The organism is Herbaspirillum sp. 3R11, from assembly GCF_004563925.1.
In the GTDB taxonomy this organism is placed as follows: Bacteria; Pseudomonadota; Gammaproteobacteria; order Burkholderiales; family Burkholderiaceae_D; genus Herbaspirillum.
On record NZ_SPNJ01000001.1, the window covers coordinates 1,368,818 to 1,383,515 of the forward strand.

Genomic DNA, 14,698 nt, shown 5'->3' on the forward strand with positions numbered 1-14,698 from the left:
TTCCTTGATGTCTGCTAAAGATAGTAAAAAGCCTCAGGCCGCGGCAAAGTAGCCCGACAGTTTGGCCAGGTCGACATTGCCGCCGCTGACGATCACGCCGACGCGCTTGCCCCTGAGTTGGTCCTTCATCTTGCGCACGGCGGCGAAGCTGAGGCAGCCGGTCGGCTCGACGATCATCTTCATGCGCTCCGCATAGAAGCGCATGCACGCCACCAGCTCGTCGTCGCTGACGGTCAGGATGTCGGCGACGTCGCGGCGGATGATCTCGAACGTGTAATGCCCGACGTGCTGGGTCTGGGCGCCGTCGGCGATGGTCTTGGGCGTATCGATGTGGATGATCTTGCCGGCCCTAAGCGATTGCAGCGCATCGTCGCCGGCTTCCGGCTCGACGCCGTAGGTCAGGCAATCGGGCGACAAGGCCTTGGCCGCCAGCAACGAACCCGACAGCAGGCCGCCGCCGCCGAGACAGACGAACAGCGCATCCAGCGGCCCGGTTTCTTCGATCAATTCCTTGGCGGCGGTGCCCTGCCCGCTGATGACGTCAGGATGGTCGTAGGGCGGAATCATGGTCAGGCCGTGCTTCTCTGCCAGTGCGGCGCAAATCTCTTCGCGGTTTTCGGTATAGCGATTAAAGCGCACCACCTTGCCGCCGTAACCGCGCGTGGCGGCCACTTTTGCTTCGGGCGCGTCTTCCGGCATCACGATGGTGGCCGGCATGCCGAGTTCGCGTGCGGCCAGGGCGATGGCCTGCGCATGGTTGCCGGATGAAAACGTTACCACGCCGTCGTTGCGCTGCTCCGGCGTGAAGCGCGCCAACGCATTCATGGCGCCGCGGAACTTGAACGCGCCCATGCGCTGGAAGTTTTCACACTTGAAGAACACCTGCGCGCCGATCTCGGCGTCGACCGTGCGCGACGTCAGCACCGGCGTCTTGTTGGCATGGCCGGCGATGCGTCCGGCGGCGGCGACCACGTCGTTGTAATCGGGAAGCTCAGGCATGTTGTCTCCGTAAGTGGCTCTGCATGCGCGGGTAGGCGCGATTTTGTTGCTTTTCAGATAGTAAAACATTTTCGCCGATGCAACCGGGATGCGCATTTGCAGGCATCCGCGCCCTGTTCAGGAAAATCCCGATACTGGTATCGGGCATGCGCACTTACCATGTCCTCTACGCCTTCCCCTTCCGTACGCCGACTACCTTGCAAAGGACCGCTTCCATGAAAACTCATCAGTGCGACAGCGTCTCTGCAGCCCGGACCAACGGTGGCATGCAACACCGGCGCCCGCCAAAATTGCGGCTCAAACCGGTGGTCGTTTCGATCGGAGGCAGCGTCGCAGACGACCGCTTCCAGGCCATCGTGCAATCTTCCGGCGACGCCATCATCGGCAAGAGCTTGAACGGCATCGTCACCAGCTGGAACGAAGGCGCCGAGCGCCTGTTCGGCTATACCGAAAAGGAAATGCTGGGCCGGCCGCTGCTACGCCTGTTCCCGATCGAGCGGCTGGACGAGGAGTATTACCTCCTCGAACGCCTCCTCAACGGCGAGCATGTGGCGCCGTTCGACACCGTCCGCATCCACAAGGACGGCTCGCAGGTGCACGTGTCGGTGTCAATTTCTCCCGTGCGCGGCAAGGATGGCGATGTCATCGGCGCCTCCACCATCGCCCGTGACATCAGCAAACAGGTCAATCTCGAAGTTGCCGCGGAGCAGTTCCGCGCGCTGGTCGACAGTTCCGACGACGCCATCATCTCGAAAAACCTGCAAGGCCGCATCAGCAGCTGGAACCGTGCCGCCGAGGCCATCTTCGGCTATACCGAAAAGGAAATGCTGGGCCAACCCATGTTGCGCCTGTTTCCCCAGGATCGCATCGAGGAAGAGACCTTCATCCTCGGCAAAATCCTCGCCGGTGAAAAGGTCGAACACTTTGAAACCGTACGCATCCACAAGAACGGCAATCGCATCCACGTGTCGGTCACTATCTCGCCGATCCGCGACCGCGAGGGCAACATCGTCGGCGCATCCAAGATCGCGCGCGACATCAGCATGCTGCGCCGCCATCAGGAACAGCTCGAACACCTGGCGCATTTCGATGCGCTCACCGACCTGCCCAACCGATTGCTGCTGTCGGACCGCTTGCGCCAGGCGATCGCCCTGAGCAAGCGCAGCGGCAAACCGCTTGCGGTGCTGTACCTTGACCTCGACGGCTTCAAGCAGATCAACGACCAGCACGGTCATGACGTCGGCGACGCGCTGCTGGTGGCGATTTCAAAACGCATCGCCGGCACCCTGCGCGACACCGACACGCTGGCACGCATCGGTGGCGACGAGTTCGTCGCGATGCTGGTCGACATCGACAGCAATACCAAGCTCAAACGCGTGCTGGACCGCATCCTCAAGGCCTGCGCCATCCCGGTCCATATCGACGACAAGCGCCTGGAAGTCACCGCCAGCATCGGCGTGACGACGTATCCGCACGACGAGGTCAGCGAAGATCAGCTGATGCGCCACGCCGATCTCGCCATGTACGAAGCCAAACAAGCCGGCAAGAACCGCTATCACCTGTTCGACGCCTTCCGCGAAGCCGAAGACAAGAGCCGCCATATCTATGTGCGCCGCTTGACCGAAGCGCTCGAAAACAACGAGCTGGTACTGCATTACCAGCCCAAGGTCAACATGAAAACCCGGACCGTAGTCGGCGTCGAAGCGCTGCTGCGCTGGCAGCATCCGGAGCGCGGCCTGCTGGCGCCGGGGCTGTTCCTGCCGCTGATCGAAGGCCATCATCTCAACGAAGACATCGGCATCTGGGTAGCCGGCCATGCGCTGGCGCAGATGGAGCAATGGCGCCAGGCCGGCATCCGCATGCCAGTGAGCATCAACCTGGCGCCGAATCAGCTGCAGGATTCGCGCTTCCCGGCGGTGCTGCGTGAATTGCTGGCGCGCTATCCGCATATCGAGCCCGGCGACCTTGAGCTCGAAATCCTGGAAACCAGCGCCATGAAAGACATCGAAGCGGTCTCGCGCGTGATGCTGTCGTGCCGTCAGCTCGGCGTGCACTTCTCCATCGACGACTTCGGCACCGGCTATTCGTCGCTGACTTACCTCAAACGGTTGCCGGCCTGCATGCTGAAGATCGACCAGAGCTTCGTGCGCGACATGCTGAGCGACCGCGAAGATCTTGCCATCGTGCGTGGCGTGATCGGCCTGGCCAAGGCGTTCGGGCGCAAGGTCATCGCCGAAGGCGTGGAAACCGAGCAGCACGCAGCCAAGCTGCTCAAGATCGGCTGCGAACTGGCGCAAGGCTACGGCATCGCACGACCGATGCCGGCCGATGCGCTGGGCGCCTGGTTGGGTGAATGGGAGCGCTCCGCCCAGCCTGTCTGAAATGACAACATTTCTTGTAGGACAAACACTGAATCCCCGGTAAGAAAGTTCGCTGCGAGCGCGGCGAGCGCCCCCTTTTCTTCAAAATCTTCGTAACATAGCAGGCGAAGAAATCCCTCTGTCGTCCGAACCTTCCGCACCCGCCGTTCGACCGGAGACTGATTCCTCAGGTCAGAAGATTCACTATTCAAAATCCAAAAAAAATGCTCCACCAAGGTGAATACAGAGGCTGCACATGAAGCTTGACGCCACATTGACGCAGTACAGTTTCCTCCAGGGCACAGGGACCCTGGGACAACTGATACTGGAACACGACTGGTCCGCCACGCCGCTGGGCCCGATCGACAACTGGCCGCAGAGCCTGAAGACCTCCATCAGCCTGATGATCAACTCGCGCCAGCCGATGTGGCTGGGCTGGGGTGAGGACGCCACCTTCTTTTACAACGACGCCTACATTGCCGTGCTCAGCGAATCCAAGCACCCGTGGGCGCTGGGCCGTCCGGTCACCGAGGTATGGGCGGAAATCTGGGATATCTGCGGACCGCTGGCCGAACGCGTGTTCAAGCATGCCGAAGCGCCGCTGGTGGACGATATCCGGCTGTTCATGAGCCGCGATTACGGTCCTGAAGAAAACTACTTCTCCTTCTCCTACAGCCCGATCCGTGATGAATCAGGCAAAGTCGCCGGCTTGTTCTGCACCAATGCCGAGATGACGTCCAAGCATCTCAATGCGCGTCGCCTGCGCACCCTGTCCGACCTGGCCCAACGCGCCCTGATCGAAAAAACCGCCGCCGGCGCCTGCGCCACGGCCGCTGCCATCCTCGCCCATAATCCGGACGACATTCCGTTCGCGCTGCTGTACCTGACCGATTGCGGTCGCCGCCAGGTGTTGCGCGAGCAAAGCGTGAACGTCTTGCCGCTGAACCTGGTGGCGCCCGACAGCGCTGACATTTGCGACAGCGACGACAGCGCGTTCTGGCCGTTCAATCAGGTACTGAGCAGCGGTGAAAAAATCGTGGTGGATGTCAGCGGCGTCGATACGCTGCCGCTCGGATTGGCCGACCAGCGGCTGCGCCAGGCCGTCATGATACCGCTGCAAACGCCCGGACAGGAGCATCCGCTCGGGGTGCTGATCTGCGGCGTCAACCCGACCCGTCCGCTGGATGAGGACTACGCGACCTTCTTCGACTTGCTTGCGGGCCAGGTCGGCATGGCCATCCAGAACGCCCGTACGGTCGAAGCCGAAAAGCAGCGCGCCGACCTGCTGGCCGAACTGGACCAGGCCAAGACTACTTTTTTCAGCAATGTCAGCCACGAATTCCGTACGCCGCTGACGTTGATGCTCGGTCCGCTGGACGACATGCTGGCCGACAAGGAGCACAGCCTGCCGGCGGCGCAACAGGAACGTGCCGAAATGCTTCGGCGCAATGCCTTGCGCCTGCAACGGCTGGTCAATTCCCTGCTCGATTTCTCGCGTATCCAGGCCGGCCGCACGCAGGCGTCATACGTGCAGATCGACCTGGCGGCGTTCACCGCCGACCTGGCAAGCACCTTCCGCTCCACCATCGAAGGCGCGGGACTGACGTTCGAGGTGGACTGCCCGCCGTTGGCTGAAACGACTTACGTCGACCCCGGCATGTGGGAAAAGATCGTTCTCAACCTGCTCTCCAACGCCTACAAGTTCACCTTCGCCGGCAAGATCGGCATCCGCCTCAGGGGCCATGGCGACCACATCAGCCTGACCGTCATCGACACCGGCGTCGGCATCGCCAGCGAGCAACTGCCGCTGGTGTTCAAGCGTTTCCATCGCATCGAAGGTTCCCAGTCGCGCACCCATGAAGGCTCGGGCATCGGGCTGGCGCTGGTGCGCGATCTCGTCACGCTGCAGGGAGGCCTGATCGAGGTCGACAGCAACTTGCAGCAAGGTTCGTCGTTCACGCTGACGATTCCGGCCGGACGCGAACACCTGCCGGCCGATCGCGTGGTCGACTCGATCGATCCGGTCAACTCCAGCAGAAGTGCACTGGCCGACGCCTACGCCGCCGAAGCGAACCGCTGGGGCGGCGTGAAGACGAGCAATGCCGCCGAACCAGATGAAGCCATCGCCGCCGAGCCCACGCGCGCCAACCAGGTATTGTCGGCAGGCGCCCGCATCCTGGTGGCCGACGACAACGCCGACATGCGCGACTACCTGTGCAATCTGCTGCAATCGCACTGGCGCATTGAAGCGGTCGGCAACGGCGTCGAGGCGCTGGAGTCCGTACGCGCCAATCCGCCCGACCTGATCCTGTCCGATGTCATGATGCCGCAGCTCGACGGTTTCGGCCTGCTCACTGCGCTGCGCAGCGATGATGCGAGCAAGGACATCCCGTTTTTCCTGCTGTCCGCACGTTCCGGCGAAGAGGCGCGGCTTGAGGGACTGGCCGCCGGCGCCGACGATTACCTGGTCAAGCCGTTTTCCAGCCGGGAACTGATCGCCCGCATCGAATCCATGCTGCTGCGTTCGCAGATCCGCGCCATGGAAAAGCGCCATGCCGACCGCATGGCGACGATTTTCGCGCAGGCACCGGTGGCCATCGCCATCACGCGCGGCCCCAATCATGTCTTCGAACTGGCCAACGCGCCTTACCAGGAGCTGGTCGGCAATCGCCCCATCATCGGCCGCACCGTCCGTGAATCGCTGCCGGAACTGGAAGGCCAGGTGGTGCTCGACCTGCTCGACAACGTCTACCGCACCGCCGAGCCCTATATCGGACGCTCAATCGGCGTAATGCTGCGGCGCAGCCCGGGCGAGGCAGAAGAACGCTTCTTCGATTTCGTCTATCAGCCGATGCTCAAGACCGATGGCAGCATCGAGGGTATTGCAGTGGTCGCCTTTGAAGTCACCGACCTGACCCGTGCGCGCCAGACCGCTGAAGTCGCGAACCGCACCAAGGACGAATTCCTCGCCATGCTTGGCCATGAACTGCGCAATCCGCTCACGCCTATCCTGACGGCCGTGCATCTGATGCGTCTGCGCGGCGGTGGCGGCATGGAAAAGGAATGCAGCGTCATCGAACGTCAGGCCCGCCATCTGGTGCGGCTGGTGGATGATTTGCTGGATGTGTCGCGGGTGGCGCAGGGCAAGGTCAACCTGCAGAAGAAAAAGCTCGAAATCGCCGACATCATCTCCAAGGCCATCGAAACCGCCAGCCCGCTGCTGGAGGAGCGCCAGCACCGCCTCACCCTCAACGTTCCGGCGCAGGGTCTGCAGGTGCACGCCGATCCGGAACGCCTGACCCAGGTGCTCGCCAATCTGCTGACCAACGCCTGCAAGTACACGGAGAATCGTGGCCATATCCGCGTCGACGCCACGCTGGACCACAATCAGATTGTGGTGGAAGTACGCGACAACGGCATCGGCATTCGCTCCAACATGCTGCCGCACGTATTTGACATGTTCGCTCAGGAAACCCAGGCCATCGACCGCGCCGGCGGCGGCCTCGGCCTCGGCCTGGCAATCGTGCGCAGCCTGACCGAACTGCACGGCGGTTCGGTGCATGTATTCAGCGCCGGTCCCGGCGCGGGCAGCGTCTTCACGATCAAGCTGCCGGCGGTGCTCAGCGACACCACGCCCATCCTGCTGCCGCTGACGGCCGAAAGCCTGCAGGCGCTGCCACCGGCGGACGAAGGCTGCGCCATCCTGATCGTCGACGACAACCTCGACGCTGCGCAGATCCTGGGCGAGCTGCTGTCCATGCAGGGACATGAAATCCGCATCGCCTATGACGGGCCGTCGGCGCTCGATATCGTCAAGCATTTCACGCCGCGCATCGCCCTGCTGGATATCGGCCTGCCCATCATGGACGGTTACGAAGTCGCAGGCCATCTGCGCGCCATGCCGCATCTGGAGGGCATCAGCCTGATCGCGCTGACGGGCTACGGCCAGGCCAGCGACAAACTGCGTTCGCTGCAGGCCGGCTTCGACCATCATCTGGTCAAGCCGGTGGACATCGATGTGGTGGAAGAACTCATTCGCAGCACGCTGGCCGCATCGGCCGCAACACCGGCTGCCGACCTGCTCGGCAGCGTGGCGGTCGGCGCCCCTGCTGGAGCGGATCCGGCCTGAGTCAGGCGCGACGCTGCTTGCAAGTCTCGGCGGCCTGCATGGCAATGAACTCCTGCGCATCGCAGATCGCCGCCATCTCGGTGGCGCGGATCTCCAGGCAGCTGTAGCTTGGCTGGTAGCCGCCGTCCACCAGCACGATGCCGCGGTAGCGCGACGGGCCGAGACGCGCAATGCCGGCCTGGAGGGAGGGGCTGCTGAGCTCCGGCAAATACTCGCCGCCGGGCAGATCGATGGGTACGGTCATGATGACTCCTTTTCGGTATTGAACAACGACAGGATTTTTTTGGTGAGGCGCTGCTTCGTACCGGCGTAGTCGTGCCAGGGATCGCGCTTGAGCGAATCCAGCCGCTTCGGCACGGTGACCACGGTAAAACTGTCCGCGCGTGACTTGCCGCCCAGTTCGTCCCAGGTCAACGGCACCGACACCGGCGCGCCGAGCCGGGCGCGCGGGGAGTACGCCGCAACCGTAGTGGCCCCCGCCGCGTTGCGCAGGTAGTCGATGAAGATCTTGCCGTGGCGCGCCGCCTTTGCCATCTTTGCGGTGAAATAGTCCGGCAGCACTTGCGCCATATGCTCGGCGACGCTGCGCGACCATTCCTTGACGATGTCCCAGTCGTGTTCCGGCACGATCGGCACCACCACGTGCAAGCCTTTGCCGCCCGAGGTTTTGACGAAACTGCGCAGGCCGATTTCATTGAGCAGGCCGTGCACCAGCCGGGCGCCGTCCACCACCTTGTTCCACGGGACGTCAGGCGCCGGGTCGAGATCGAAGGTGACGCGATCGGGCTGCATCAGTTTGCCTTCGCGCGAACCCCAGGTATGCAGCTCCAGCACCCCCATCTGCACAGTGGCGACCAGGCCTGCGACGTCGTTGACCATCATGTAGTCGGCGCTGCCCTCGCCTTCCGGCACTTCGATCTTTTCCACCGCAGCGGGTGCGCCCTGGCCAATATGACGCTGGAAGAAGCATTTGCCGACGCTGCCCTCGGGACAGCGCACCATGGTCATCGGGCGTCGTTGCACATGCGGCAGCAGCCAGTCGGCGACGGCCACGTAGTAGTGTGCGAGGTCGCGCTTGGTCAGGTCGGGATCGGTAAACAACAACTTGTCGGGATGCGTCAGGCGCATGCCTTCGAATGTCTCAGAGGCGGAACTGGCGGCAGGCTTGCGCGTTCCCTTGGTTTTCGGCGCATCCTTCGCGCCCGCCTTCACCACCTTTGCACCTTCGCGCACGATCTCTTCCGCCTTCTTGTCTTCGCGCAACGCTACAAACGCGCCATGGCGCAGGATGCCTGATTTGGTCCATTGGGCGAACTTCACTTCCGCCACCATCTTGGGCGCCAGCCAGTGCACGCCGTGCGCCAGGCGACCTCTTGGCGGATCGACGAAGGCAGGTTCATCTCGCTCCAGGGTCTTGAAGCGCTTGAGCAACTGCGCCAGCTTGCGGTCGTCGAAGCCGGTGCCGACGCGACCGGCATAACGCAATTCCCCGGTCCCGGCATCATGCACGCCCACCAGCAATGCGCCGAAACCGACACGGCTGCCGGCCGGATCGGTGTAGCCGGCGATGACGAATTCCTGACGCAGGGAGCATTTCAATTTGAGCCAGCTGCGATCGCGCCGACCTGCGTAGGCGGCATCGACACGCTTGACCACGGTGCCTTCCACGCCGTGCAGGCAGGCATGGCGATAGACTTCGGCGGCGTCGCCGACGATGTGCTCACTAAACCGGATCAGGCCGCTGTCGTCCACGCCCGGCACCACTTCGCGCAGCAGGCGCTTGCGTTCCAGCAGCGGCATGTCGCGCAGGTCTTCGCCGTTCAGCCACAGCAGGTCGAACACGTACATCGCCAGCGTGACGCCGTCATAGCCGGCCTGATCCTGCAGCGCTTCGAAACTGATGCTGCCGTCATCAAGCAGGGCCACCACTTCGCCGTCGATCCAGGCTTCATCGACCTTGAGCGCCGCCAGCGCCTGCGTGAGTTGCGGCCAGCGCTTGCTCCAATCCAGTTGTTCGCGCGTGAAGATGCGCGCCTTGCCGCCTTCGATCCGGCACAGGCCGCGGTAACCGTCGAACTTCATTTCGCTGAGCCATTCGTCGCCTTCGGGGGCGTGCTCGGCCAAGGTCGCCAGTTGTACGTCGACCTTGTCGGGCATGGCGGCGCGACGGCCTTTGCGTTTTTTCGGCGCAGATGTGGCAGGCTTTTCAGCGCTCTTTTCAGATGTCTCCGCCGGTGCATCCGCCACGCTTTCCGGCCGCAGGCCGGTGATATCGGCTTGCTTCCCTTCGCGCGCGGCGTCGTCCTTTTCCTTGATCAGCAGCCAGTTCTCTTTGGCCTTGCCATCCTTGTCCGCCGGTTTGCCCATGCGCACCAAATTCCAACGCCCGTTCAGCTTGGCGCCGCGCAGTTCGAATTCCAGATGGCCCTTTTTGAGGCCGGCCACCGGGTCGCCCAACGGCAGCCATTCGCCGCGGTCCCACAGCACCACCTCGCCGGCGCCGTACTGGTGCGCCGGGATGCGGCCTTCAAAGCTGCCATAGTCGTAGGGATGGTCTTCCACGTGCACCGCGAGCCGCTTGTCGTGCGGATCCAGGCTCGGCCCTTTGGGCACCGCCCAGCTCTTGAGTACGCCGCCGACCTCGAGGCGAAAGTCGTAGTGCAAGGCGCGCGCGTGATGGCGCTGGATGAAGTAGCTGAGCGTCTTGCCGGCCCGGCGCACAACCGGCGCAGGCGGCGGCTCGGGCGTGATCTTGAAATCACGCTTGGCGCGGTAACGAGCCAGGCTCATGCGCGTGCCCGCGCTGCCGACGCGGTCCTGGTGCGGGCTTTGGTGGCAGACTTGGTTGCGGGCTTGGTGGTCGCTTTGGTACGCTTTGCGGCCGGGGCAGCTTGCTTGTTGCCCGTGCTCTTGCCTTTGCCGTCGATGCTCTGCTTGAGCAAGGCCATCAGATCGATGACCTTGGCGCTGGTGCGCGGCTTGCTGTCTTCCTCGCTGTCTTCATCGTCTTCCGGCTCGGCAATCTCGTGGGTCTGGCGGCTCTTGATTTTCTTTTGCACCATTGCCAGGATGTCATCGCGGTAAGTGTCGCGCAGCGACTCCGGATCCCAGTCGCCGGACATGCTTTCCACCAGCGACTGCGCCATCTCGACCTCCTTGGCGCTGATGCCGGCCTTTTTCGGATTGGCGTCGGGCACCGGCAAATCGTCCGGCGCACGCAGCTCGGCCGGATAGCGCAAGGTGATCAGGTTGATGATGTCGTCGAACGGCGTCAGCGCGGCGATGTGCTGGCGGGTGCGGATGACGATGCGCGCCAGCGCCACCTTGCCGCTCTTGCGCAGCGTCTCGCGCAGCAAGGCGTAGGCCTTGGCGCCGCTTTTCAGGGGCGCCAGGTAATACGGCTGTTCGTAGTAGGTGATCGGAATCTGGACCGCATCGACGAAGGATTCGATGTCGATGGTCTGGGTGGCTTCGACGTTGGCGCGACGCAGGTCTTCGTCGGACAGCAACACGTATTTGCCGTCTTCATACTCGTAGCCTTTGACGATATTGTCCCAGACCACTTCCTTGCCGGTTTTCTTGCTGATGCGCTTGTAGCCGACCGGGGACAGGTCGCGCTTGTCCAGCATGGTGAAGTCGAGTTCGTCATGCTTCTCGGCCGTGAACAGCTCGACCGGTATGTTGATCAGTCCGAAACTGATTGCGCCCTTCCACAGTGCTCGTCGCATGATGGCCTTTCCCGATAGTGGGAAAAGTATCGCGCAAAGCCGTCGCCGATTCAGTCAGCAATCGGCTGAATGCCTTGTCAGACGGCCGCCGACGCCGACCTGCTTCGAATCACTCGTCCGGCGTGCCGATGAGCGCCAGCAACTGATCAATCTGCGCCGGCTTGACCACGTGGTGATCGAACCCGGATTCCAGTGAACGCTCTCGATCGCGCGCCGAACCGTAGCCCGTCAACGCAATCAGTATGGTGCCAAGGAAGCGCGGATCGCGCCGCAAGATGCGCGCGACCGTATGGCCGTCCGTGCCTGGCAGGCCGATATCGAGCAGGATCACATCAGGGACAAATTCGTTGGCGATGCGCAGCGTCGACTCGGCATCGCCGGCAGTCTGCACCTGGTGACCGTAGGACGACAGCAGCATTGCCATCATTTCAGCGGCGTCGGCGTTGTCGTCGACGATCAACACCTTGCGCACCGAAGCCTCGGCACTGTCGCCGGCGGCGGCGTCCTCTGTTGCACCGTCTTCACGTACCGCTTGTTCCGCAGGCAAGACCAGGACAAAGGCGCTGCCCTGCCCTTGGCCGCGACTCTCCATGCGTACTGCGCCCTTGTGCAACTCGGCAATCTGTCTGACCAGCGGCAGGCCGATGCCAAGTCCATCCTGCGCACGATCGGGGGCAGTATCGCCTTGCGCAAACATCTGGAAGATACTGCTTGCGCGTTCCACCGGAATGCCGATGCCGTTGTCGCTCACGGTAATGCTGATCATATTGCCGGGGCCGGCGGTGGTGGCGACCTTGATCGTACCGCCGTAAGGCGTGTATTTGGCGGCATTGTGGAGCAGATTGCCCAGCGCCTGCGCCAGCCGGATTGCATCGCCTTGCAAGATGGCGTTGCCGTGATTCTTGCTCACTTCCAATACATGGCCACGTTCTTCGATGAAAGGGACCGAGGTTTCCAACGCCGCTTCGAGGATGTCGTCGACGCTCATTTGCGCCATCTTGAGCGCGATCTTGCCGTGCGAAATGCGGGCCACGTCCAGCAGGTCGTTGATCAGGTGCGCCATGTGGTCGACCTGACGCGACACCACGCCATAGGCTGCCGACAACGGCTTGAGTTCCGGCGGCGCGACCTGGCGCATGACGGCGATGGCGTTGCGGATGGGACCCAGCGGATTGCGTAGCTCATGCGCCAGCGTGGCGATGAACTCGTCCTTGTGAAGGTCCGCTTCGCGCAAGGCGCGTTCGGCTTCCTTGGTCGCAGTGATGTCGCTGGTAATGCGTGCCATGCGATAGAACTCGCCCGACGCGTCGCGCACCGGGAAAGCGCGGTCGCGCACCCAGCGTAGTTGACCCGACGGCAAGGTGATACGGTACTGCTCGTCGAAACGCTGCTCGCTGAACATCGCATCGAAACTGTTGCGGACGTGGATGATGTCTTCCGGATGCACGGCGGCCAGCCAGGCGCCGGCGTCGTCCGTGAGCGTGCTCAGCGTGCGTCCCCACAGTAATTCATAGGCGGGGCTGACGTACAGCAAGGCATGCTCGTCCAGCGAAAACATCCAGAAGACGTCGGTGATGTTTTCGGCCAGCTCGCGGAATCGTTCCTGAGATTCCACCAGCGCCGCCTGGGTATGGCGCAGACGCAACAAGGCATTGACGTTGGCGACCAGTTCATCGGCGCCGATCGGTGCGGCCAGATAGTTATCGGCGCCGCCTTCGAGGCCGCGCACCTTGTCGGCGCGACCGGTCAGGGCGGCTGAAGTCTGCAGCACCAGCACGGTGGCTGACGATGGCTCGGCCTTGATGCGACGGCAGACTTCGAGGCCGTTGATATCGGGCAATTTCACATCCAGCAATACCAGATCGGGTGTCCTGCTCTCTACGAGAGCGAGTGCGTCGGCGCCGTTGGCGGCTTCGATGACGTTGAAACCGGCGACTTGCAGGATGCGTGTTTTGGCATAGCGCGCGCCGTCATCGTCGTCGACGTTGAGGATCAGTGCTGGAATCGGCAAATTCACCGGCAAATTCGTGGGGAAATTCGTAGGCGGGGTCGCGGGCGAAGTCATGATGAGCCTTTTACGGATGATGCTGTGATGGGAGGCTCGGCGCGACGGGCGCCGTCATGTGGTGCGGGTTGATATACCAGAGGCAACACTACGGAAAATACCGAACCCTTACCAAGTTCGCTGGCCAGTTCGACATGGCCGCCCAGCGACGCCGCCAACTTGCGGCAAAGCGGCAGGCCGAGTCCGGTGCCCTTGACACGGCGCTGCAGCGGACTTTCGATCTGGCTGAATTCCTCGAAGACGAATTGCAGGTTTTCAGGTGCGATGCCAATGCCCGTGTCGGCTACGTTGAAGCGAATGGTCTGCACGGCAATGTCCGCGGTGGCGGAGACGCGCACCGAACCCTCTTCGGTAAACTTGAGCGCGTTGGAGATGAAGTTGCGCAGAATCTGCGACAGTTTTCCTTCATCGGTGATCATCTCCAGCGTCCCCGGCTCGTCGAAGAACAATTCCACGGTGGCCTTTTCCGACAGAGGTCGCAGCATGCCGCGCAAGGTGCTGAACAAGGTGCCGATGGTGAAGCTGCTGCTGTTGATTTCGGTCTTGCCGGCTTCGATCTTGGCCAGGTCCAGCAAATCATTCACCAGGTCAGACAGATTGGTGGCAGCCTGGTTGATGAACTGGATCTGCTTTTCCTGTTCGCCGGTGAGCTCGCCGTCGATGCGGTCGAGCAAGATCTGCGACAGCGCGCGAATCGAGCTCAGCGGCGTGCGCAGCTCGTGGCTGGTGTTGGAAAGGAAGCGCGATTTCATCACGTCGGCTTCGCGCAGGCGTTCGGCCTTCTCTTCAATCTCGGCATACAGCGCCAGGACGCCGCGGTTGGTATCTTCCAATTCTTGCGTGAGTGACAACAGATCGTCCTGCTTGATGCGCAACTCCGCCATCGTGTCGAGCAGTTCGCGATTTTGCAGCTGTACCTCTTGATAGGAGTTCGCGGCCGGCCGATGCGCGGCCAGGCGTACGATATCGACAATCTTTTCCGGCGTCAGCAACACATTGCCGGGCAGCTGCTTGTGCAAAGCGATCTCCAGCATGCGACCGCCATCTTCCGTGACCTCGCAACCGTCCATCAGACGCTGCGCGCTGACCAGTGCCGCGTCCAGCGCTTCATCCTGCCGCCATGGCATGTTCCGGGCGGCGGCCGTGTCAGCGGTGGCGGTACGAATCCCCCCGCCGCTGCTTTTGATGCGGATGTTCAGCGCCGGCAACAAACCGGCTTTGCCGATTTCAAACTCGACCTGACCACCCGATGCATACGCAAAAATAGTTCGCGCCAGCTCGGAGACGGCAGTCGCCACGCGCACCTGGTCCTGGCCGCTGAACTCCAGCATGGCCGACACCTCGCGTGCGCGTTGACGTACGGTGACGACGTCTTGTTCACTGCCGATGCCGAGACTGAAAAGCGGATGGATCATGA

General features: G+C 62.4%; 8 protein-coding genes. 2 read left to right on the plus strand and 6 right to left on the minus strand.

Annotation, left to right across the window (positions count from 1 at the left end; translation table 11 throughout):
- Window positions 1-33 precede the first annotated feature (33 nt).
- Window positions 34-999, minus strand: coding sequence for a threo-3-hydroxy-L-aspartate ammonia-lyase (locus E4P32_RS06345; RefSeq protein WP_116433866.1), 966 nt, complete (start codon window positions 997-999; stop codon window positions 34-36).
- A gap of 215 nt (window positions 1,000-1,214) precedes the next feature.
- Between E4P32_RS06345 and E4P32_RS06350 the strand changes: the two genes are divergently transcribed.
- Both E4P32_RS06350 and E4P32_RS06355 read left to right on the plus strand, forming a co-directional pair.
- Window positions 1,215-3,380 (plus strand): EAL domain-containing protein, encoded by a 2,166-nt coding sequence (locus E4P32_RS06350; RefSeq protein ID WP_245191841.1) that lies wholly within the window; start codon window positions 1,215-1,217, stop codon window positions 3,378-3,380.
- 235 nt (window positions 3,381-3,615) lie between these two features.
- Complete coding sequence (locus E4P32_RS06355; RefSeq protein WP_116432748.1) at window positions 3,616-7,488, plus strand: ATP-binding protein; 3,873 nt, start codon at window positions 3,616-3,618, stop codon at window positions 7,486-7,488.
- 1 nt (window position 7,489) lies between these two features.
- Here the strand turns inward: E4P32_RS06355 and E4P32_RS06360 are convergent, their stop codons facing one another.
- From E4P32_RS06360 to E4P32_RS06380, 5 genes are all read right to left on the minus strand, one after another.
- Window positions 7,490-7,732: a hypothetical protein gene (locus E4P32_RS06360; RefSeq protein WP_116432747.1), complete on the minus strand. Its 243-nt coding sequence runs from the start codon at window positions 7,730-7,732 to the stop codon at window positions 7,490-7,492.
- Complete coding sequence (gene ligD, locus E4P32_RS06365) at window positions 7,729-10,278, minus strand: DNA ligase D (protein ID WP_116432746.1); 2,550 nt, start codon at window positions 10,276-10,278, stop codon at window positions 7,729-7,731. Before ligD ends, E4P32_RS06360 begins: the two co-directional genes overlap by 4 nt.
- On the minus strand, window positions 10,275-11,216 hold the full coding sequence (locus E4P32_RS06370; RefSeq protein WP_116432745.1) for a Ku protein: 942 nt from the start codon (window positions 11,214-11,216) through the stop codon (window positions 10,275-10,277). Before E4P32_RS06370 ends, ligD begins: the two co-directional genes overlap by 4 nt.
- Window positions 11,217-11,325: 109 nt before the next feature.
- Complete coding sequence (locus tag E4P32_RS06375; protein ID WP_233526540.1) at window positions 11,326-13,233, minus strand: response regulator; 1,908 nt, start codon at window positions 13,231-13,233, stop codon at window positions 11,326-11,328.
- A 44-nt stretch (window positions 13,234-13,277) separates the two neighbouring features.
- Window positions 13,278-14,696, minus strand: a complete 1,419-nt coding sequence (locus E4P32_RS06380; RefSeq protein ID WP_167735651.1) for an ATP-binding protein — start codon at window positions 14,694-14,696, stop codon at window positions 13,278-13,280.
- Between the last annotated feature and the right edge of the window lie 2 nt (window positions 14,697-14,698).